This is a genomic window from Streptomyces sp. NBC_00490 (assembly GCF_036013645.1).
In the GTDB taxonomy this organism is placed as follows: domain Bacteria; phylum Actinomycetota; class Actinomycetes; order Streptomycetales; family Streptomycetaceae; genus Streptomyces; species Streptomyces canus_F.
Window position 1 is genome coordinate 8862322 of record NZ_CP107869.1, and the last position, 19917, is coordinate 8882238.

General features: G+C 71.5%; 20 protein-coding genes. 10 read left to right on the top strand and 10 right to left on the bottom strand.

Annotation, left to right across the window (positions count from 1 at the left end):
* Window positions 1-81: 81 nt before the first annotated feature.
* From OG381_RS40365 to OG381_RS40375, 3 genes are read left to right on the top strand one after another with little or no spacing between them, the layout of a single operon-like run.
* Complete coding sequence (locus tag OG381_RS40365) at window positions 82-1281, top strand: DUF6777 domain-containing protein (RefSeq protein WP_327720918.1); 1200 nt, start codon at window positions 82-84, stop codon at window positions 1279-1281.
* A 59-nt stretch (window positions 1282-1340) separates the two neighbouring features.
* Window positions 1341-3416, top strand: coding sequence for a SpoIIE family protein phosphatase (locus OG381_RS40370; protein ID WP_327720919.1), 2076 nt, complete (start codon window positions 1341-1343; stop codon window positions 3414-3416).
* A gap of 36 nt (window positions 3417-3452) precedes the next feature.
* Entirely contained in the window at window positions 3453-4316 is an 864-nt protein-coding gene (locus tag OG381_RS40375; protein WP_327720920.1) for an Fpg/Nei family DNA glycosylase, read from the top strand.
* 4 nt (window positions 4317-4320) lie between these two features.
* Here OG381_RS40375 and OG381_RS40380 read toward each other — a convergent pair whose 3' ends face one another.
* The 4 genes from OG381_RS40380 to OG381_RS40395 all read right to left on the bottom strand — a co-directional run bounded on the left by OG381_RS40380 (window position 4321) and on the right by OG381_RS40395 (window position 7315).
* The gene (locus OG381_RS40380; RefSeq protein ID WP_327720921.1) at window positions 4321-5193 is read right to left on the bottom strand and encodes a hypothetical protein; all 873 of its coding nucleotides are present in this window, start codon (window positions 5191-5193) and stop codon (window positions 4321-4323) included.
* 64 nt (window positions 5194-5257) lie between these two features.
* The gene (locus OG381_RS40385) at window positions 5258-5911 is read right to left on the bottom strand and encodes an anti-sigma factor family protein (RefSeq protein ID WP_327720922.1); all 654 of its coding nucleotides are present in this window, start codon (window positions 5909-5911) and stop codon (window positions 5258-5260) included.
* A gap of 207 nt (window positions 5912-6118) precedes the next feature.
* A complete protein-coding gene (locus OG381_RS40390) occupies window positions 6119-6634 on the bottom strand; it encodes a hypothetical protein (RefSeq protein WP_327720923.1) in 516 nt (171 codons plus the stop codon).
* A gap of 135 nt (window positions 6635-6769) precedes the next feature.
* On the bottom strand, window positions 6770-7315 hold the full coding sequence (locus OG381_RS40395) for a sigma-70 family RNA polymerase sigma factor (RefSeq protein WP_266899167.1): 546 nt from the start codon (window positions 7313-7315) through the stop codon (window positions 6770-6772).
* Window positions 7316-7517: 202 nt separating this feature from the next.
* On the opposite strand from OG381_RS40395, the gene OG381_RS40400 reads away from it, so the two are divergent.
* Complete coding sequence (locus OG381_RS40400; protein ID WP_327720924.1) at window positions 7518-8675, top strand: CapA family protein; 1158 nt, start codon at window positions 7518-7520, stop codon at window positions 8673-8675.
* 21 nt (window positions 8676-8696) lie between these two features.
* Here the strand turns inward: OG381_RS40400 and OG381_RS40405 are convergent, their stop codons facing one another.
* Window positions 8697-9170 carry a MarR family winged helix-turn-helix transcriptional regulator gene (locus OG381_RS40405; protein WP_327720925.1) on the bottom strand — a complete coding sequence of 158 codons (474 nt, stop codon included), beginning with the start codon at window positions 9168-9170 and terminating at the stop codon, window positions 8697-8699.
* A gap of 57 nt (window positions 9171-9227) precedes the next feature.
* Between OG381_RS40405 and OG381_RS40410 the strand changes: the two genes are divergently transcribed.
* Complete coding sequence (locus OG381_RS40410) at window positions 9228-10046, top strand: alpha/beta fold hydrolase (RefSeq protein ID WP_327720926.1); 819 nt, start codon at window positions 9228-9230, stop codon at window positions 10044-10046.
* 6 nt (window positions 10047-10052) lie between these two features.
* Here the strand turns inward: OG381_RS40410 and OG381_RS40415 are convergent, their stop codons facing one another.
* A complete protein-coding gene (locus OG381_RS40415; protein ID WP_327720927.1) occupies window positions 10053-10514 on the bottom strand; it encodes a universal stress protein in 462 nt (153 codons plus the stop codon).
* Between the two features lie 88 nt (window positions 10515-10602).
* Between OG381_RS40415 and lysX the strand changes: the two genes are divergently transcribed.
* Both lysX and OG381_RS40425 read left to right on the top strand, forming a co-directional pair.
* Window positions 10603-13875, top strand: coding sequence for a bifunctional lysylphosphatidylglycerol synthetase/lysine--tRNA ligase LysX (gene lysX / locus OG381_RS40420; RefSeq protein WP_327720928.1), 3273 nt, complete (start codon window positions 10603-10605; stop codon window positions 13873-13875).
* 90 nt (window positions 13876-13965) lie between these two features.
* Window positions 13966-14814 carry a polysaccharide deacetylase family protein gene (locus tag OG381_RS40425; RefSeq protein ID WP_327720929.1) on the top strand — a complete coding sequence of 283 codons (849 nt, stop codon included), beginning with the start codon at window positions 13966-13968 and terminating at the stop codon, window positions 14812-14814.
* Between the two features lie 30 nt (window positions 14815-14844).
* Here the strand turns inward: OG381_RS40425 and OG381_RS40430 are convergent, their stop codons facing one another.
* On the bottom strand, window positions 14845-15513 hold the full coding sequence (locus OG381_RS40430; RefSeq protein WP_327720930.1) for a class F sortase: 669 nt from the start codon (window positions 15511-15513) through the stop codon (window positions 14845-14847).
* Between the two features lie 331 nt (window positions 15514-15844).
* Between OG381_RS40430 and OG381_RS40435 the strand changes: the two genes are divergently transcribed.
* Window positions 15845-16357 (top strand): hypothetical protein, encoded by a 513-nt coding sequence (locus tag OG381_RS40435; protein ID WP_327720931.1) that lies wholly within the window; start codon window positions 15845-15847, stop codon window positions 16355-16357.
* Window positions 16358-16454: 97 nt separating this feature from the next.
* On the opposite strand, the gene OG381_RS40440 is transcribed toward OG381_RS40435, so the two are convergent.
* The 3 genes from OG381_RS40440 to OG381_RS40450 all read right to left on the bottom strand — a co-directional run bounded on the left by OG381_RS40440 (window position 16455) and on the right by OG381_RS40450 (window position 18097).
* On the bottom strand, window positions 16455-16985 hold the full coding sequence (locus OG381_RS40440) for a hypothetical protein (protein WP_327720932.1): 531 nt from the start codon (window positions 16983-16985) through the stop codon (window positions 16455-16457).
* A gap of 202 nt (window positions 16986-17187) precedes the next feature.
* Window positions 17188-17952 (bottom strand): bestrophin-like domain, encoded by a 765-nt coding sequence (locus OG381_RS40445; protein WP_327720933.1) that lies wholly within the window; start codon window positions 17950-17952, stop codon window positions 17188-17190.
* A 16-nt stretch (window positions 17953-17968) separates the two neighbouring features.
* On the bottom strand, window positions 17969-18097 hold the full coding sequence (locus tag OG381_RS40450) for a hypothetical protein (protein WP_307023220.1): 129 nt from the start codon (window positions 18095-18097) through the stop codon (window positions 17969-17971).
* Between the two features lie 160 nt (window positions 18098-18257).
* Between OG381_RS40450 and OG381_RS40455 the strand changes: the two genes are divergently transcribed.
* Window positions 18258-18557, top strand: coding sequence for a hypothetical protein (locus tag OG381_RS40455; protein ID WP_327720934.1), 300 nt, complete (start codon window positions 18258-18260; stop codon window positions 18555-18557).
* Window positions 18558-18780: 223 nt separating this feature from the next.
* On the top strand, window positions 18781-19752 hold the full coding sequence (locus OG381_RS40460; protein WP_327720935.1) for an SCO0930 family lipoprotein: 972 nt from the start codon (window positions 18781-18783) through the stop codon (window positions 19750-19752).
* Window positions 19753-19917: the final 165 nt, after the last annotated feature.

Consider the following 19917-nt stretch of genomic DNA (forward strand, 5'->3'; position numbering starts at 1 on the left):
TACCGCACCTCCGCTTGCGTAACCCAAGTGAGGGAAGCAGACAATGGTGACGAAATGCCCGGCTTGAGGCGGGAGAGCGCGGTGCGTCCAACCACCGGAACCTTCGTCACGGCCTGCGCGCTCGCGACGGCGCTGATCGTCGTCGGCTGCGTCGGCTCCGGCGACGAGAGCACGCAGTCCAGCGGAGAACTCTTTCTCCAGCCTGTCGCGGCCCAGGGCCCCGACCCCTTCACGGACTCGACGCAGACCTCGACGGCCACACCCGCGCCCGTCACCCGGACGCAGCAACCGGCGCGGTCGGGCGTGCGGTCGATCTCCGGCGGGACGCCCGGCCTGTACGGCGGCACCGCCGGGTCCGGCAGCTGTGACGTGAACCGGCAGATCGGCGAGCTCACGGCGGATCGGGCCAAGGGGCGGGCCTTCGCACAGGTCGAGGGCGTCTCCGAGGACTCGATCCCGTCGTATCTGCGCTCGCTGACCTCGGTCGTGCTGCGCGCCGACACCCGCGTCACCAACCACGGCTACCGGGACGGGCGCACCACCACCTACCAGTCCGTCCTCCAGAGCGGCACCGCGGTCCTCGTCGACACCCGGGGCGTACCGCGGGTCCGCTGTGCCTGCGGCAACCCGCTCACGCCCGCGCGGGCGACGAGCGGCGACGCGGTCACCAGCGGGCGGCCGTGGTCCGGCTACCGGCACGGTCAGGTGGTCGTGGTGGCTCCGACGCCCCGGGTGATCACCCACATCACGATCATCGACATCGTCGAAAACACCTGGATCGAGCGGCGCTGCGGGCACGACACCCGGCACGACCACGTCGTACCGCCTCCGCAACCGGTGGCGCCGACGTTCACACATCCGCCGAGCCCCTCCGAGAGCGACGCCGGCGCGCCGCCGAGCCGGTCCGACGCGAGTCCGCATACAGACGCGAGCGCCGGTGAGAGCGCCTCCCCGAGCGACGAGAGCTCCGCGCCCGACAGTCCGGCGACCGACTGCGCCACCCCGACCGCCACCGTCACCCCGGGCGTCCCCGTGACGGGCACTCCCGCCCCCGAGGACCCCGCCTGCCCCGCCGCGACGGTCACGGCGACGCCTCCGGCCGAGGCGGTGCCCGACGAGCCCACGGTCGGGGAACCGTCGGGTACGGGGGAGGTCGGTCCGCAGACCGTCCCGGACGCCCCCGACGTCCCCGACGGCGGAGGCCTGATCCCCGACGGTCCCGACGAGCCGACGGTGACCGACAGCATCTTCGACAGTCCCGCCGGCGTATTCGGAGGCTGACTCCCACGCGTCGGTCCCTACCAGTCGAAGAATCGGACAAACCCTGGCAAGGTGGGCCCATGGTTGATCGGGGTGCGAGCGCCCTGTCACTCCCGGACGACTGGCCCGCCCACCCGGACCCGATCCTGGCGCTCAACCGCATGGGCAGCTTCGACTGGGACCTGGACACCGGTCTGTTCCACATGGACGCCCAGGCCCACGAGGTCTTCGACCTGCGCCCCGACGAATACAACGGCCACCCCGAGACCCTCGCGATCCGGGTCCCCTCGCCGGAGGCCTACCGGCTCGACGCCCTGGTCGCGCAGGCGATGAAGGACGGCAGCGAGAACTACGGCACCTACTTCCGCATCCGCTGCCGCAACGGCGCGCTGCGCTGGACCCACACCCAGGGCTACATCCGGCGCGACGAGACGGGCCGCCCGCGCCGCATCGTCGGGATCGTCCGTGACGCCACCCAGGAAGTCCAGGACATCGAGGACCGCCGCAGACAGGCCAGCCGGGACGAGGCCCGGCAGGAGCAGACCAACGTCGTCCAGCTCACCACGGCGGCCCTCGCGTACGCCCGCACCATCGACGACGTCATCGACGTCCTCAAGGACACCCACGGCCTCACCCACCTCGGCGCCACCAGCCTGGTCATGGGTCTGGTCGAGGCGGGCCGCATCCGGCTGGTCGCGGAGGGCCCGGCGGGCAGCTTCGTCCCCGGCACCGATGTCACCCGCATCGACGAGCAGTACCCGATGAGCGAGGTCGTGCGCACCCTGACCCCGCGCTTCATCGAGTCGCCGCAGGAGTTCGCCGAGAGGTATCCGCTGCTGTGGCCGCACATCACGGACCTCAACATCACCTCGGCCGCCTACCTCCCGCTGATCGCCCAGGCCCGGCCCATCGGCGCCATGGGCCTGCTCTACAGCGACCGGCGCGGCTTCTCGCCCGAGGACCGCAACGTCCTCGTCGCACTGGGCTCCAGCATCGCGCAGAGCCTGCAACGGGCCATGTTCTACGAGCAGGAGAAGGACCTCGCCAGCGGGCTCCAGCAGGCCATGCTGCCGCGCACCATCCCCAGCGTGCGCGGCGCCGACGTCGCCGTCCGCTACCGCTCGGCCGCCTTCGGCCGGGACATCGGCGGCGACTGGTACGACCTCATCCCGTTGCCCGGCGGCCGGGTCGGCGCCGTCATCGGCGACGTCCAGGGCCACGACACCCACGCCGCCGCCGTCATGGGCCAGCTGCGGATCGTCCTGCGCGCCTACGCCGCCGAGGGGCACACGCCCGCCACCGTGATGGCCCGCGCCTCCGTCTTCCTGCACGAACTGGACACCGACCGCTTCGCGACCTGCCTGTACGCCGAGGCGGACCTCGCCACCGGAGTCGTCCAGGTCGTCCGGGCAGGCCATATCGACCCCCTTGTCCGGCGGGCCGACGGCAGCTGCCGCCGTGTCCCCGTCGAGGGCGGGCTGCCGCTCGGTCTGTCCGCCGAGTTCGGGAGTCTGGAGTACCCCGTCGGCACGGTCGAGCTCGACCCCGGCAACACGCTGATGCTGTGCACCGACGGCCTGGTCGAGACGCCCGGCGCCGATCTCGACGACGGCATGCAGACCCTCACCGCCCTCATCGCCTCCGGTCCCGCGGACGTCCGTGACCTCGCGGACCGGCTGATCGACGTGGCCGAGGAACGCGGCGGCGACGACGACGTGGCCCTGCTCCTGCTGCGCCGCCGGGGCCTGGACGTCCCGCAGTCCGGCGGCCGGCTCCAGCAGCACGTCGCCTCGGGCGATCCGGAGGCGCTGGCCGAGGCCCGGCACATGATCCGCGCGGCGGTCCGGGGCTGGGGCGCACGGGACCGGGCCGACGAGATCGAGCTGGTCGCCGACGAACTGGTCACCAACGCCCTCATGCACACCGAGGGCTCCGCCATCGTCACCCTGCGGGTCCTGGCCGGCTCCGACCGCCGGCTCCGCGTCGAGGTCGAGGACTCCTCCAGCGCCCTGCCGCGCCGCCGCGAGGCGGGGGAGTCGGGGGTCTCGGGGCGGGGCCTGCTCCTGGTCGACCTGCTCACCGACGTGTGGGGCGTGGAGGCGCGGGGCGGCGGCAAGTGCGTGTGGTGCGAGTTCGTGGTGCGGGAACGGAGCTGAGCTGAGCACTGCGGCCTCCGGTGGCACTCTGGACGTATGCCGGAACTCCCCGAGGTCGAAGCGCTCAAGGACTTCCTGACCGAGAACCTGGTCGGCCACGAGATCGTGCGGGTGCTGCCCGTGGCGATCAGCGTCCTGAAGACGTACGACCCTCCGCTCAGCGCCCTGGAGGGCCACGAGGTCACTGCGGTGCACCGGCACGGCAAGTTCCTGGACCTCGTCACGGGCGGCGGCCCGCACTTCGTGACCCACCTGGCCCGCGCCGGCTGGCTGCACTGGAAGGACCGGCTCCCCGACGGCCCGCCCCGCCCCGGCAAGGGACCCCTCGCCCTGCGGGTGGCCCTGGAGACGGGCGCCGGCTTCGACCTGACCGAGGCGGGCACGCAGAAGCGCCTCGCCGTGTACGTCGTCGGGGACCCCCAGGACGTTCCGGGCGTGGCCCGGCTGGGCCCCGACCCGCTCGCGGACGGCTTCGACGAGCGGCGGTTCGCGGACCTGCTGAAGGACGAACGCCGCCGGCTCAAGGGCGCCCTGCGCGACCAGAGCCTGATCGCCGGGGTCGGCAACGCCTACAGCGACGAGATCCTCCACGCGGCGAAGATGTCCCCCTTCAAACTGGCCGCCTCCCTCACCCCGGAGGAGACGGGACGTCTGTACGAGGCCCTGAGAAGCACCCTCACGGAGGCGGTCGAACGCTCCCGCGGTGTCGCGGCCGGGCGCCTGAAGGCCGAGAAGAAGAGCGGTCTGCGGGTCCACGGCCGCACCGGCGAGCCCTGTCCCGTGTGCGGCGACACCGTCCGCGAGGTGTCCTTCAGCGACTCCTCCCTCCAGTACTGCCCGACCTGCCAGACGGGCGGGAAGCCCCTGGCGGACCGCAGGATGTCGAGGCTGCTCAAGTAGCGCGTCAGCCGTGTTCGGTCTGGCGCCCGTACGTCACCGGCGCGCCCGTGAACGCGTCGAGGAGGACCCGTTCGCCGAGCTTGCCCTTCAGCTTCACGGTCACGTTCTCCATGAGCAGGTTGGAAGTGCACGCACCGTCGTTCGTTCCGACGATCGCCGCGGACAGCACCACACTGCCGTCGGTCTCCAGGGCGCGCACGGCGGGCCCGTCGTCGCAGGCTCCGTGGCCCGCGAGGACGGTGACGGACCGGCCGTCCGCGCCGGCCCTGATGAACTGCTCCAGCGGCATCTGCTCGTCCGTGGGAGTCTCCCGGGCGGGTCCGATCGGGGACTCGGGAAGTTCCGAGGGTTCGATCGCGACGCGCTTGAGCGGGGTGTCGTACCCCTTCAGCGTGAACAGCCAGGCCGGGACGGTGGCCGGACCCCGGCTGGTGACCAGGGTCGTCTCTCCCAACGTCGCCTCGGTCACGGTCAGATGCGGTCCGTCGTCGCCGCCGCGGGCCACGCTGTCGTAGGCCTGCCGGGCGTCCATGAGGGGCAGGGTGAGCGAACCGCCGCTCCTCCACTCGACCTTGCCCTTCTCGGGCGAGGTGGTGGGCAGTTCACCGTCGAGGACGAAGTTCCGTGCCCCGTAGGCCGTCTTGTCGGCGGTGTTGCGGAAGGCGTTGTCGGGCAGCTGGACCACGTCCGCCATCGGGTAGTACCCCTTGCGCCACACCTCGGCCGCCCGTGAACCGTCCCAGGCGTCGGCCACCTTCTGGGCCCGGGACCTGGACTCGCCGCTCTGCGCGCGTGAGCCGTGTTCGCTGCCGCAACCGGCAAGGAGCAGTGCGAGCGCAACCAATAGACCGGCAGTTCGTGCGACGTGTGTACGCATGTGTTCCCCCAGGACCGAACGGTTGTCGCTCCTGAGACGCCGGGACCCTGCTCGGCGTTCGTTCTCAGCCGGAGTTGAGTGTCACCAGGTGCTCGCCGTCCATGGTGCGGACCTCGTACCGGGCGATCTGGTCGGGGTGGTAGGACGAGGCGCCGTTCATGATCAGCTCACGGGCGTCGTGGCGCGGGACGCTCCAGGTGGTGACCGTCTCCTCGGTGCCGTCGTGGCCGACGATCACCAGGAGACAGGTGCGGGGGCCGGCCCCGTCCTTCACCTTCAGCTCCACCTGGGCGCCCGCGGTCTCGTCCGCGGCCGTGACCTGGGCCCATACGCCGGACCGTGCGTCGGTCGCCTCGATCCGCCGGGCGGCCTTGTCCCCGCCGCCGGCGGCGACCACGATCCCGGGTCCGGCCACCGCGATGGCGACGGTCGCCGCCACGGCGAACAGGAACCTCCTGCGTCCGGACCGATGGCGCGCCCCCACCTCGGAGAGCAGCCGGTCCAGCATCCGGGGGCCGGGCTTGGCCAGCGGACTCACGAACTGGGGGGTGGAGCGCCGGTACAGCATCAGCTGACGGGTTATGGGGCCGAATTCGGTGACGTGCGCCGCGCACCGAGGGCACTCCATGAGGTGATCCTCGAAGCGGAAGGCGTCCGCCTCGTCCAGCACGCCGAGCGCGTACGCGGCGACGTCGCGATGCCTCTCCTGGGACCTCATGCGGAATCCTCGTGCCGTTGGGTGTGGGTGGGGTTACTCCTTGCTCCCACCCGTACGCACCGGACCGTCGAATCACTCAAGCCCCGCACAGAATCGCAACCATTGGATTCGGAGCGGCCAAACACGAGGATTGGTCCCGTTCGAAAAAAGTCCGGGACCACGTCCTACGGGGCCGCGCACGGCCGGAATCCCCCGGTTGCGCATGGCTCAGAACAGATGGATGGCGAGATGCCCGAGCGGCAGCCCGAGCTGCCAGGCCTTCGTCCACACCTGCGGACCCTCGTCGTCGCCGACGCCCGAACCGCCGCCGGGGACCGCGTTGAGGTCCGGGGCGAGGAGTTCGGTCTCCTCCAACCATTGCCAGGCCGCCTCGGCCAGGTCCAAGTCGGGTGCGGGAGCCCCGGATTCGATCGCCTCGGCCGTGAGCCCCGCCATCCGCTCGCGCACCCAGTCCTGCCACGGCTGGTCGTACGCCGTCAGCGACAGCCAGGTCTCCAGCTGGGAGACGACCCGGATGCCGGAGAGCTCCCCGTCGGTGTCGGACAGGAAGATGGTCAGCGCCAGCGCGTCGCGCCCGGCGCGGAACTCGAAGGACGTCGGCGGCATCAGATCGCCGGTCCGCAGCAGCTCGTCGGCGATGTACTCGGCGTACAACCAGGCCATGGGGACGGTGAGTTCACCGCCGCCGGCGCCGTCCGTGCTCTCTTGACCTCTGTGCAGCATCCCTTCCTGCCTTCCTCCGGTGCGTGCGCGTCGCCCGTTGCCGGGCCCCAGTGCGGAACACGGATGAAGACAGCCGATTACTCAACCATGGTCCTCAGCAAGGCGCTTTGCGAAGGCTTTGCCGCAACATGGGTTTCAGCGCAGGTCGGCCGCATATCCGGGCAGGACCCGGCGCAGGGCACGCAGCGCGTAGTACGCGCGGGACTTCACGGTACCGGGCGGAATCCCGAGCGTTGCCGCGGCCTCCGCCACACTCGCCCCCTGGAAATACACCAGCACCAGGACTTCACGGTGCTCCGGAGTGAGTGTCTTCACAGCCTCGCGCACATCGAGGGTCGCCGCCGCCCGCTCGGCGTGATCGGCGCAGACCCGCGCGTTCTCCAGGATCGCGTCCCCGACCTCCGGCGGACGCGCCTGCCGGGCCCGCCGCGCGTCGATCGCCAGCCGCCGTCCCACGGTCAGCAGCCAGGGCCGTACGGAATCGAAGTCGTCGGCGCGCAGCGCCTCGGGGTGCTGCCAGGCCCGTACGAGGGTCTCCTGGACGAGGTCCTCGGCGCGCTGCCGGTCTCCGTCGCACAGCCGGAGCAGCAGCGCGAAGAGAGGCCGGCCGTGCTCCCGCTGCAGTGCGGCGAGCTCGTGCTCGGCGGTCGTCCCGTTCGTGAGTGTGGTTCCGGCCGTCATGGCCGTATGGCATCGCAGCGCGCGGGTGAGGGACAGGCCACGTACCCGGATCTGCGCTGGACGGTCGATCGCGTCGACGAACGGTACGGCGAACGGTTCCCTCCACATCGCCCATAGGGCGAATGAACGGCCCGGGCAGTTTGCGGCTGTGCTGATCTTCGTACCTATTTGTGCGTAAATATGATCACAGTGGGGTGAGCTGATGATTGCACGCAGACGACAGGTGGCCCTGGCCCTCACGGCCCTCCTGGCCGCGGGCGCCGCCTGCCAGGCCCAGGACCACGAACCTCCCGAACGCCCGGGCCGTCCGGCCCCGTCCGCCGACGGGTCCCGCGGCTTCACGCTCGTCGCCTCCGGCGACGTCCTCCCGCACAGCTCCATCATCGACCGCGCCCGCTTCGACGCGGGCGGTACCGGCTACGACTTCCGCCCGATGCTGTCCGGGGTCGAACCTGTGGTCTCCCGCGCCGATCTGGCGCTGTGTCACATGGAGACCGTCTACGGCGCCGACGGCGACTACACCGGATACCCCGCCTTCAAATCCCCGCCCGAAGTCGCCGCGGGCCTCGCCGCCACCGGCTACGACGGCTGCTCCACCGCCTCCAACCACAGCCTCGACGACGGCGCCCAGGGCATCGGCCGCACCCTCGACGCCCTCGACCGCCAGGGCGTACGGCACGCCGGCAGCGCCCGCACCGAGGCCGAGGCACGGACCGTCACGGTCCTGCGCGCGGGCGCCGCGAAGGTCGCCCACCTCGCGTACACCTACGACACCAACGGCTACCCGCTGCCGCCGGGGCAGCCCTGGGCCGTCAACCTCATCGACGAGGCCAAGATCCTCGCCGACGCCCGCGCCGCCCGGCATGCCGGTGCCGACGTGGTCGTGGTGTCCGTGCACTGGGGCACCGAATGGCAGGACGCCCCCGACGACCGGCAGCTCACGCTGGCGCGCTCCCTCACCGCGGCCCGTACCGGCGGCCGTCCCGACATCGACCTGATCCTCGGCACCCATGCCCATGTCCCGCAGGCGTACGAGAAGGTGAACGGCACCTGGGTCGTCTACGGCATGGGTGACCAGGTCGCCGGCGAGATGTTCAACCACGAGGGCGCGCAGGATCCGCGCGGCAACCAGTCCACCCTCGGCCGCTTCACCTTCGTCGCGCCGGTGAAGCCGGGTGGCCGCTGGGAGGTGAAGAAGGCCGAGTTCATCCCGCAGCTGTTCGACGTCGACGCCGGCCGGGTGCTGAACCTCAACGAGGTGATCGCGGCGGGCGCCGAGCTGACCGGCGTGCGCGACCGCATCCGGGAGGTGGTGCTGAGCCGGGGCGCGGCGAAGGACGGGCTGACGATGGGGCAGTAGGGAAGGAGGGGGCGCCGGAGGTCAGTCCACGTCCACGTGGTCGAACGTCCGCAGCATCTCCTTCAGTACGCGCGCGCACGCCGTGAGCTCGGCCTCGGTCAGATCGCCGCCGACCTGCCGGTTCAGGGCGTGCTCGCGCGCGAGGATCGCGGTGATGACGGCCTCGCCGTCCCCCGTGATGCGGATGAGCGAGGACCGCTGGTGCGCGGGGTTGGGCGTGGCCTCCGCCCAGCCGCGCTCCATCGCCTCGTTGGTCATCCGCTGTACGAACTGCCGGGTCAGCGTCATGAGCCGGCTCATCTGAGGCACCGTCATGGGTCCGTACCGGTGCAGCAGGGTGAGCACGGAACGCACCCCGACGGAGACCCCCTCGACCGCCTCGCTCTGCTCCAGCTTGCGCAGGCCGCGCCGGTAGAGCGCGCCGACCAGGTCGAACACCTCGCTGACGCGGTGGCCGAGTTCGTCGGGCGGCAGTGGTTCGTCGATGTCGTTCACCCCGCCATTGTGACACCTCGGTTGTCAAAATCGCCAGAAGGTGACACCTTGGTTGTCATGACAGTCACTTCGGAACTGAGCTACCACCCGTCCACCGACGGAGACCTCGCCTACCGCGACATGGGCACCGGGGACCTCGTGGTGCTGGTGCACTCCGGATTCGCCGACCACCGCGTCTTCGACGAGCAGATACCGGCGCTGGTCTCCGCGGGCTACCGGGTCGTCGCACCCGACGTGCGCGGCCACGGCTTCTCCGCCAACGCGAGCAAGCCGTTCCGCTGGGCGGACGACCTCGGCGGCCTGCTGCGCGGGCTCGACGCCGGGCCCGCGGTCCTCGTCGGCCTGTGCATGGGCTCGGCGGTGGTGACCGACACCGTGCTGGAGTACCCCGAGCTGGTCCGTGCCGTGGCCGTCTGCGGCGCCGGGACCAGCGCCTTCGAGTACGCCGATCCGTGGACGCTGGAGCGCGCGGGCGAGTCGGCCCGCATGCTGGCCGCAGGCGACCTCGACGGCTGGGTCGAGGCCTTCGGAAGGAACGCGGCCGGACCGCACCGCACGGTCGACGACGTCGCCCCGGACGTCGTACGACGGCTGCGGGAGATGGCCGCGCACACCCTCTCCAAGCACACGGCCGGCGAGAAGGACTGGCTCACGCCCCTGGCCGACCCCTGGTCACGGGTCCCGGAGATCGCGGTACCGGTCCTCGCCGTGCACGGAGCCCTCGACGCCTCCGACGCCATAGCCATGGCGGACCGGCTGGTGAACACCGTGCCCGACGGCCGCTCGGTCACCATCGAGGACGTCGGCCACTACCCGCACATGGAGAAGCCCGAGCGGTTCAACGAGATCCTGCTCGACTTCCTCCGCACCCTCTGAACGGGCCTACGGGACCACGGTCACCGGCCACCGTCCGGCCTTCACCAGTCGCACCGCGACCGAGCCGACGATCCGGTGACCGGCCTGTTCGGAGGCGCCCACCACCACGGCGTCCGCCTTGAGTTCGTCCGCGGCCCGCACCAGGCCGCTGTAGGGGTCCCCGCGGAACGTGTGGAACTCCCACCGCACATCGAATATCCCCTTGGTGCGCTCGGTCGCCTCCCGGATCTGGGCGACCAGATCCTCGGCGATCTCGTCGGTCGTCTCCGCGACCGGAGCCCCGAGCGCCGCGCCCGCCGACATCACCGGCTGCACGTACACGACCGCCAGGAGAGCGTGCTGGCGGCGGGCCAGCCCGCCCGCGTACGCCGCCGCCCGGAAGGAGGAGTCGGAGCCGTCCACCCCGACCACGATGACCTTCGGCCCGTCCGTGCCCCGCTCGAACTGGTGCGAGTGCTGTTCCGTCACGGCTGGAGGCTATCGGAATCACCGCCTCCCGCCGCCGGCCGGGGCCTCCCGACGGGCGGTACGGCCCCGCTGTTCCTACAGTCGGAACATGAGTGCCACCGTCGAGGCCGTACCGGCGAAGGACACCACGGGCCCGACACGACGGCCCGGCAGCGGCCTCCTCAGCAGGGTGCCGGAAGCCTTCGCGGCCTTCTTCGGCGCCCTCGGACTGCTGTGCCTGCTGCTCGCCCTCATCCCGCCGCTGCGCCGACTCCTGCGCCCCGTCGTCCGCTTCCTCGACCTGCTGATCGTCCCGGTCAGTGCCAACCTCGCCTACGCCGTCTTCCTCTTCCTGCTCGCCGGCGCCACCGCCGCCCGCAAGAAGGTCGCCTGGTGGCTGGTCGTCGTCTACCTGGGCCTGCTCGTCCTCGTCGACGCCCTGGGCGTAGCCGTCGGCCTGTACGCCGACTCCGTCCCGTCCCTCGTCGTGTGCGGACTCGCACTGGCCCTGCTCGTCGTCGCCCGCAAGGAGTTCTACGGCGCCTCCCGCCGCGCCGCCGTCCGACGGGCGGTCCTCGTCCTGCTGGCCGGCCTCGTCCTGGGCATCCTGGCCGGCTGGGGCCTGGTCGAACTCTTCCCCGGCACGCTGCCGCGCGGCCAGCGCCTGCTGTGGGCCGCCAACCGGGTCTGCGGTGGCCTGGTCTCCGGCCGCTCCTTCGACGGCGCACCGCCCCGCGCCCTGTTCTTCCTCCTCGGCCTGTTCGGCGCCCTCGCCCTCCTCAACGCCGCCGCCACCCTCTTCCGCTCCCAGCGCATGGAGGCGTCCCTCCACGACGACGAGGAGGCCCGGATCAGGGCGCTGCTCAAGGCCTACGGCGAGAAGGACTCCCTCGGCTACTTCGCCACCCGGCGCGACAAGGCCGTCGTCTTCTCGCCCAGCGGCAAGGCCGCCGTCACCTACCGCGTCGAGGCCGGCGTCTGTCTCGCCAGCGGCGACCCCGTCGGCGACCGCGAGGCCTGGCCGCACGCCATCGCCGCCTGGCTCGACGCGGCCCGCCGGCACGCCTGGGCGCCCGCCGCGATGGGCGCCTCCGAGGACGGCGCCAAGGCCTACGCCCGCGCCGGACTCGGCGCACTCCAGCTCGGCGACGAGGCGATCCTGAACGTGGCCGACTTCGACCTGGGCGGCCGCGACATGCGGGTCACCCGGCAGGCCGTGAACCGGGTCCGCCGCACCGGCGCGCACTGCCGCATCCGCCGTCACGCCGCCCTCACCGACACGGAGATGGAGGAGATCGTCGACAAGGCCGACGCCTGGCGCGACACCGAGACCGAACGCGGCTTCTCCATGGCCCTGGACCGCCTCGGCGACCCCGCCGACGGCGACTGTCTCCTCGTGGAGGCCCTCGGCGAGGACGGCGAGCTGCTCGCCCTGCTGTCCTTCGTGCCCTGGGGCACCGACGGCGTCTCCCTCGACCTGATGCGCCGTGACCGCAGCGCACCCAACGGCGTCATGGAGTTCATGGTCGCCGAACTGTGCGCCGTGGCACCCAAGTCGGGCGTCCGCCGGATCTCCCTCAACTTCGCCGTCTTCCGCTCGGTCTTCGAGGAGGGCGCCCGCATCGGCGCCGGACCGGTGCTCCGTCTCTGGCGCCGACTGCTGCTGTTCTTCTCCAAGTGGTGGCAGCTGGAAGCCCTCTACCGCTCCAACGCCAAATACCACCCCGAGTGGTACCCGCGCTTCATCTGCTACGGCGACACCGGCGCCCTCGCCCGCATCGGCCTCGCCTCCGGGATCGCCGAGGGCTTCGTCTCCGTACCCTCGCTGCGCAAACTCTGGGGAAAAGGGCACCCGAAGACCCAGCCGCGGCCGGCCACCACCGAGGGCCTGCCGCCGCTGTCGGCGCTCGGCCTCGACGGAGGGGACGGGACCGGGACAGCCGGCCCGGATGCGGGCCTGCCCGAACAGGCCCGCATCCGGCACCGGAAGCTGGACCGGCTGCGCGCCCGGGGCATCGACCCCTACCCCGTCGGCATCCCGCAGCGCACCCACACCCTCGCCGAGGTCCGCGACGGCGAACACGTCACCGTCGCGGGCCGGGTCATGCGGGTGCGGGATCTCGGCGGCATCGTCTTCGTCACCCTGCGGGACTGGTCCGGAGACCACCAACTCGCCCTGACCCGCGACCGCGGCGGCCTCGACGACTTCCGCACCGACATCGACATCGGCGACCAGATCACCGTGACGGGCACGGCCGGCGCCAGCGACACGGGCGAACCCACCGTCTTCGTCACCTCCTGGCAGCTCACCGGCAAGTGCCTGCGCCCGCTCCCCGACAAACGCCGCGGCCTGACCGACCCCGAGGCCAAGGTCCGCATGCGCTATCTCGACCTCGTCTCCAGCCCGGCCGCCCGCGACGTCGTCCGCGCCCGCTCCACCGCCGTACAGGCGCTGCGCCAGGGATTGCTGAGCCGCGGCTACCTCGAGGTCGAGACCCCGATGCTCCAGCAGATCCACGGCGGCGCCAACGCCCGCCCCTTCACCACCCACATCAACGCCTACGACCTCGACCTGTATCTGCGCATCGCCCCCGAGCTGTACCTGAAACGGCTGTGCGTCGGCGGCCTGGAGAAGGTCTTCGAAATGGGCCGCACCTTCCGCAACGAAGGCGTCTCCTACAAGCACAACCCCGAGTTCACGATGCTGGAGGCCTACCAGGCCTTCGCCGACTACGACGTCATGCTCGACCTCACCCGCGAACTCATCCAGGGCGCCGCCACCGCCGCCTTCGGCTCGCCGATCGCCCGCAAGGACGGCACCGAGTACGACATCTCCGGTGACTGGCCGGTCAAGACCGTCCACGGCGCCATCTCCGAGGCGCTCGGGGAGGAGATCGACGCCGGCACGGACCTGCTGCGACTGCACCGGCACTGCGACCGCGCGGGCGTGCCGTACACCGGCGACGACGGCCGCGGCGACGTCGTCCTGGAGATGTACGAGCGGCTCGTCGAGGAGAAGACCCAGCTGCCCACCTTCTACAAGGACTTCCCGACCGACGTCTCCCCGCTCACCCGCCAGCACCGGGGGGACCCGAGGCTCGCCGAGCGCTGGGACCTCGTCGCCTTCGGCACCGAACTCGGCACCGCCTACTCCGAGCTCACCGACCCCGTCGAGCAGCGCCGCCGCCTCACCGCACAGTCCCTGCTCGCCGCCGGGGGAGACCCCGAGGCGATGGAGCTCGACGAGGACTTCCTCGACGCCCTCGAGTACGCGATGCCGCCCACCGGGGGCCTCGGCATCGGCGTCGACCGGCTCGTCATGTTCCTCACCGGCCTGACGATCCGGGAGACGCTGCCCTTCCCGCTGGTGCGCCGCCGCTGACGGTTCCGTACTGGGCCGGGCGGGTGCTTTCCCGCCGCCGCACCGGTGTAGTCCTGGTGCGTCGGCCATGGTTGGGGCGACTGATGAGTCATGACGAAGGATCAGTTCCTCACACGGCTGCTCTCCCGACGCCGGGCCCTGCTCGCCGGCGCCGCCGCCGTCGGCGCGGCCGGCACGGCCGGACTGTTCGCGGCCGGCACCGGCGACACCCCGAAGCGGCCCGTCCTCCCCGCCGCCGGCCCCCCGGCGCGCCGCCCGCTCAAGCCGTCCGCCTACCGCCTCCAGCCCCTGACCGGCTACGGCCCCCCGCGCGCCGCCCCCCGCCGCACCCTGGTGCGCCACGAGCCTCTGCTGAAGGTGTCCGGGCGCGGCCGCACCATGGTGCTGACCTTCGACGACGGACCCGACCCCCGCTACACCCCCGACATCCTGGACACCCTGGCGGAGTACGACGTCCGCGCGATGTTCTTCGTGTGCGGCGAGATGGCGGTCGACAACAAGGATTTGCTGACCCGCATGTCCGACGAGGGGCATACCGTCGGCAACCACACCTGGTCCCACCCCCTGCTCACCCGGCTGAGCCGCGGTCGCATCCGCTCCGAGATGGAACGCACCTGCGACGTCATCGAGGAGGCGTACGGCGAACGCCCCCAGTGGTTCCGCGCGCCCTACGGCGCCTGGAACCGGGCCGCCTTCCAGCTCGGCGCGGAACTCGGCATGGAACCCCTCGCCTGGACCGTGGACACCCTCGACTGGACCGCCCCCGCGGCCCGCACCATTGCCGGCCGGGTCGAGAACGGAGCCGCCCCCGGCGTCGTGGTGCTCTCGCACGACGCCGGGGGCGACCGCTCCCAGAGCGTCCGGGCGCTGCGCGACTATCTGCCGCAACTCCTGGACTCCGGCTATCACATCACCGTCCCGAGACGGCACTACGCATAACGCCGGACGGGCCCGCCCGGTCGGGGACGCTCAGCGGACCTCGACCAGGCGGGCGAAGGTGACGACATTCCCCTCGTAACCGTTCTGCTTGGAGAAACCTCCGCCGCAGGTGATCACGCGCAATTCCGGTGTGCCCTTGGAGCCGTAGACGCGGTCGCCCGGGAAGTTGTTCTTCTCGAAGACCTCGATGCCGTAGATCTCGAACACGGCCGTCTTTCCGTCCTTGCGCTGCACCTCGATCCGATTTCCCTTCTTCAGGGCCCCGAGTCCGTAGAACACCGCGGGGCCCAGTTTGTTGTCGACATGGCCCACAAGGATGGCGGTGCCCTTCTCACCGGGAGAGACGGCGCCGGTGAACCAGCCGGCCAGATTCGGGTCCTCCGGCGGCGGGGCGCCCACCCAGCCGTCGGCGTCCAGGCCGACGGGCATGACCGGCGCGTCGACCTGGATCGCCGGGATCCTGATGCGGTCGGGCTCGGAGAACGGCTGCGGTGCCGCCGATCCGGCGAAGGTGCCGGGAACACGGCTGTCCGCCGCGGCGGCGGTCGCCGGCTGCGGCGGGCCCACATCGAACTCTCCCGAACCGTTCCGAATGAGAGCGAGGCCGGTCAGCAGAACAAGCGCTATCACGCCCCAAGGAGCGCGCTTCTTCCGCCGCTCCTCCTCCTCGGCCAGTTCGGCCAGCTCGGACGCAGACATTCGACTTCCCCTCTCGACGCGACCGTCGCCCCGTCATTCGCGCATACGAGAACGCTAAGTACCGAGAGCAGAACCGGCGACGCGACAGCAGCGAACGGGTGGCCCCGCCGCCATCGGTGCGCCATCCGAGTTGACGACGGCAGGAATTTTCTGACGGTCCGTGACCTGCGGCAATATCCGATTGTGTGCTCATCGCTCGGCGTGTCCTCTCACCAGGACGGACCATCGCCGAAATGCGCCCGCGCGCACGGCATCTGAGGGTCGTTGTGGGAGGCGCTTTCTCGCCGATCCACCGGGGACCGTTCCCGGGGCGCCTTCCGCGGAGGATCACATGCGTACCACCCGTGCCCTGGCGGCCTCTGTCGCCGCGGTCGCCGCCCTCGGACTCGCCGCCCCCGCCGCCGTAGCGCGCGACGGGATGCCGGGCGGTTCGGGCAGCGCCGTCAGCCCGAGCAACATCGTCGCCCTGCCCAGCGTCATCGCCCGCGGCGGCCAGTTGACGATCACCGTCGACAACTGCTCCAACGGCGGCACCGCCACCTCACCGGCGTTCACCGCTCCGGTGACCCTGGCCCCCGGCAACCCGGCCAGGGGCACCGCCACCGTCAGCTCGACCGCCAACCCGGGCCTTTACTCCATCACGGTCAACTGCACCAACGGCCGGAATCCGCTCACCAGGGACGACGCCTTCACCGTCATCGGCGGTGTCCGCGGCGGCCTCGGCGGCAGCAGCTCCAACGGGGCGACCCCGACCGACATGGCCATCGGCGGCGGGCTCGTGGCCGCGGCCGCCGTCGGCGGTGGGGTGTTCTGGATGCGCCGCCGCTCGGAGAAGCGCATCTGATCTGCCTCTTCGGAGACAACAGCTGCGCGCACGTGACAGGCCGTCGCCCCGGAACCCCTTCCCAGGGTCCGGGGCGACGGCCTGTCCGGGGGAGCGGTCAGGTGCCGTCCTCGCCGGTGCGGCGGCGCGAGAAGTGGTACGCCGCCCCGACCGAGCCCGCGATGAGCGCGGCACCGAGTCCGATCTCCTTCAGGTCGAACCCGGCGATCGTGCCGCCCTCACCTGCGTGCACACCCTGGTCGGGGTACGGGTAGGGGTAGGGCGTGGGGTTCGTGCGGCCGGTGGCGATGGTCAGGTGCGTCGAACCGCTGACCCCGTCGCAGGAGAACGTCACCTTGTACGTGGCGCCCGGTTTGGCGTCCCAGTCGACCACCGCCGTCGCGGACGAGCGGTGGCCCGGGATGGAGATCGTGTCGAACACCCCCGAGCTGACCGTCGCGGACCCGACACAGCCGCCCTTGTCCCGGTCCAGTTGCAGGGTGACCTGGCCGCCCGCCGCGACGGTCGAGGGCAGGACGCTGAAGCCGAACGGCGTGATGTTGTCGCCCTGGGCGACGGCGGCCGGTGCGGCGAGGGCGAGGGCACTGACGCCCAGCAGAGCGGCCGAAGCTACGCGTATCGCGCGCATGGTGAATCCTCCGGGTCCCCGAGGAGCAGCAGCGGACCTTTTCCGCTTGCGCCAGAAATGCACCTCGATGATCGGAACGCTAGGAAGGTACGCACATGTGCGCGAACGCTGTCGGGCGAATGGGGCACAGATGTGGGCCGGCCGGGGGACGCCGACGGCGTGGCGGCCGCCCCCCCCGGCGGCCCGGTGGGGTGAGGACGCGTCAGGACCTGGCGTCGGGGAAGAGGTTCAGGAACGGCTCCGCGGACGCCGTGATGCCCCGGCTGTAGGGCGCGTCGAAGTCCCAGATCAGGAAGAGCAGGAAGGCGATCAGCGCGGAGAAGATCCCGGCGAGGATCAGCTCGCGCGCCGTGCGCCGGATCTGCAGGGCCAGGACCATGCCGATGGTGACGACGGCCCCGCCGATCAGCCCGAACCACACCACGCCCGGCATCGTCGCCCCCATCGAGTTGATACGGGCGGTGCGCGCCTGGTCGGCCGCGGCCACCTGGTCGACGAGCGGCTGGTAGGCCTGGGCCTGGAAGTCCGTCCGCGGCTCGTAGTCGGTGACGTCGTGGCGGAGCCGCTCGAGGAGGTCGGCGCCCCGCTGGGTGGCCTCGCCGTTGTCGGCCATCGCCTTCCACTCGGTGTTCACCACGTGTCCGACATAGGCGTTGACATCGTCGCGAATGCGGTCACGGGCGTCGGCCGGATAGACCCGCACACGCTCCGAGATCTCGTGCAGGGCCACGGCCTCCGCCTGGACGTGGTCCTGGGCGGCGCTGCGTCCCTCCCAGACGCCCGCGATGGCCAGGCCCAGGACGATGGCGTACACCACGCCGATCCACATCGTCATGTACTCGATGACGTCCGGGGTCTCGCTGGGGTCCTCGTCCTGGGCCGCCGCCTTGTGGCGGAAGACCGAGATGACGACCACCGCGCCACAGGCGGCCAGCATCGCGAGGGTGAGAACAAGCCATTCCGGCAAGGGATGCCTCCAGGGATCAGCGCGGACGCAGCGCGGCGACGGCGACCAGCGCGGGCACCGTGATGAGCAGGACGAAGGTGAGCGGCGACGTGCCCCTGCGGGGGGCTTGCCGGGGTGGCGGGGCTTTGTACACCGGGTAGTGCACGGGGGCCGCCGCGGGCGCCGGGGCCGGCTCGGCCGTCGGCGTGGGGGGCGGGGTCGGACGTGGTGTGGGGGTGGGTGTGGGGGTAGGGCGGGGGGTCGGTTGTGGCCGGGGTGGCGCCGGCCGTGGGGCGGGAGGAGCCGGCTCCGGTGGCGGTGGCGGCGTGGGTGTCGGTGTCGGTGTGGGCTTCGGCTTCGGGGGTGGGGGAGGAGGCGGGGGTGGCGTAGGTGACGGCTCGGGTGGGCAGGTCGGGGCCGGGGTGGGCGTGGGGCTCGGCGAAGGCGACGGGCAGGACGGGGGCGTCGGCCAGGTGAGGCTTCCGGCGACCGCCACCGCCTTGATTCCGTCCGGCCCGGTCGAGGCGGAGGCGCAGGCGTCGGCCGCCGCCGTGTTCGCCGGTACGCCGACCGCCAGCCATGTCAGGGTCAGGAGCAACAACACCCGTATGGTCGGGGCGTATTGAGTCGATTCGGGTCGCTGCACGACGGAGATCATGAACCCAGAACGCTCCGCACCGCTCCCGGGTACCGATGGATTGCCCCGAACGAGTGAGCGGCCCCTGTCACAGGCTCCCAAAAGAAAAATGTGTCTCCGCTGAACACAACAGCCACTTCCGTCCGTACTCATGGCCGTGCGGCGGCGCAGAAGGCGCGCTGCAACACCCGTACAACTTTTGGGAGTTGACGATGAAGACCTCCTGGCGGAGTGCATCGCTCGTGGCGAGCGCTGCGGCGGTGCTGGCGCTGACGACGGCGTGCGGCCAGGAAGCAGCCCCGTCCGCTAGCAGCCAGAACGTCGGCGCGACGGCCGCGGCCGGCGGTTACGGCAGCGCGGGCGCCGGCATCGGGTCCGGCCTGGGCAACGGGAGCGCGACTCCCTCGGCTTCCGCTTCCGCGGCGGCCCCGGCCGCTTCCGCGGGCAAGCTGGCCGTCGTCACCAATCCCGAGCTCGGCAAGGTGCTGACGGACAGCGGCGGGCTGACTCTCTACCGCTTCGACACGGACACCGCCGAGCCGCCGAAGTCCAGCTGTGACGGCGACTGCGCGAAGACCTGGCCGCCCGTGCCCGCGGACGACGCCACGGCCGGCGACGGCATCGACAAGTCGCTGCTCGGCGAGGTCACCCGCTCCGACGGCAGCAAGCAGCTGACGATCGGCGGCTGGCCGGCGTACCGCTATGTGAAGGACGTCAACGCGGGCGACGTCAACGGCCAGGGTGTGGGCGGCAAGTGGTACGCGCTGGCCGCCGACGGCAAGAAGGCCGGCGGCGGAGGCGGGGGCGGCGCCGAGGCGGCCGACCTGCCCGGGCTGTCCACCCGCCAGGACCCGAACCTGGGCGAGATCGTCGTCGACAAGAACGGCATGACGGTCTACCGCTTCATCAAGGACGTGGCCTGGCCCGACCCGATCTCGAAGTGCGAAGGAGCCTGCCTCGAGAAGTGGCCGGCCGTCGCACCGGTCGAGGCCAACGACACCAAGGGCATCGAGAAGAAGGGCCTGATGAGCTTCACCCGGCCCGACGGGGTCAAGCAGCAGACCATCGACTGCTGGCCCATCTACACCTTCGCCCAGGACAAGGCGCCCGGGGACACCAACGGCCAGGGCGTCGGCGGCACCTGGTACGTCGTGGCACCCGACGGCAAGCCGATCAAGAAGTAGGTCATCTCCCCAGGCCCGAGCAGCCCCACCCCGTCAGAACCGCACCGCGGAAGGGAGGTTCGAGGCGACAGCGGAGTCCGGACAGCGCGCACCGCGCGCGGTCCACCGGCCCGCCCCCTGCGCACCGCACGCAGGGGGCGGGCCGTTTTGCCTTGTTTCAGCGGG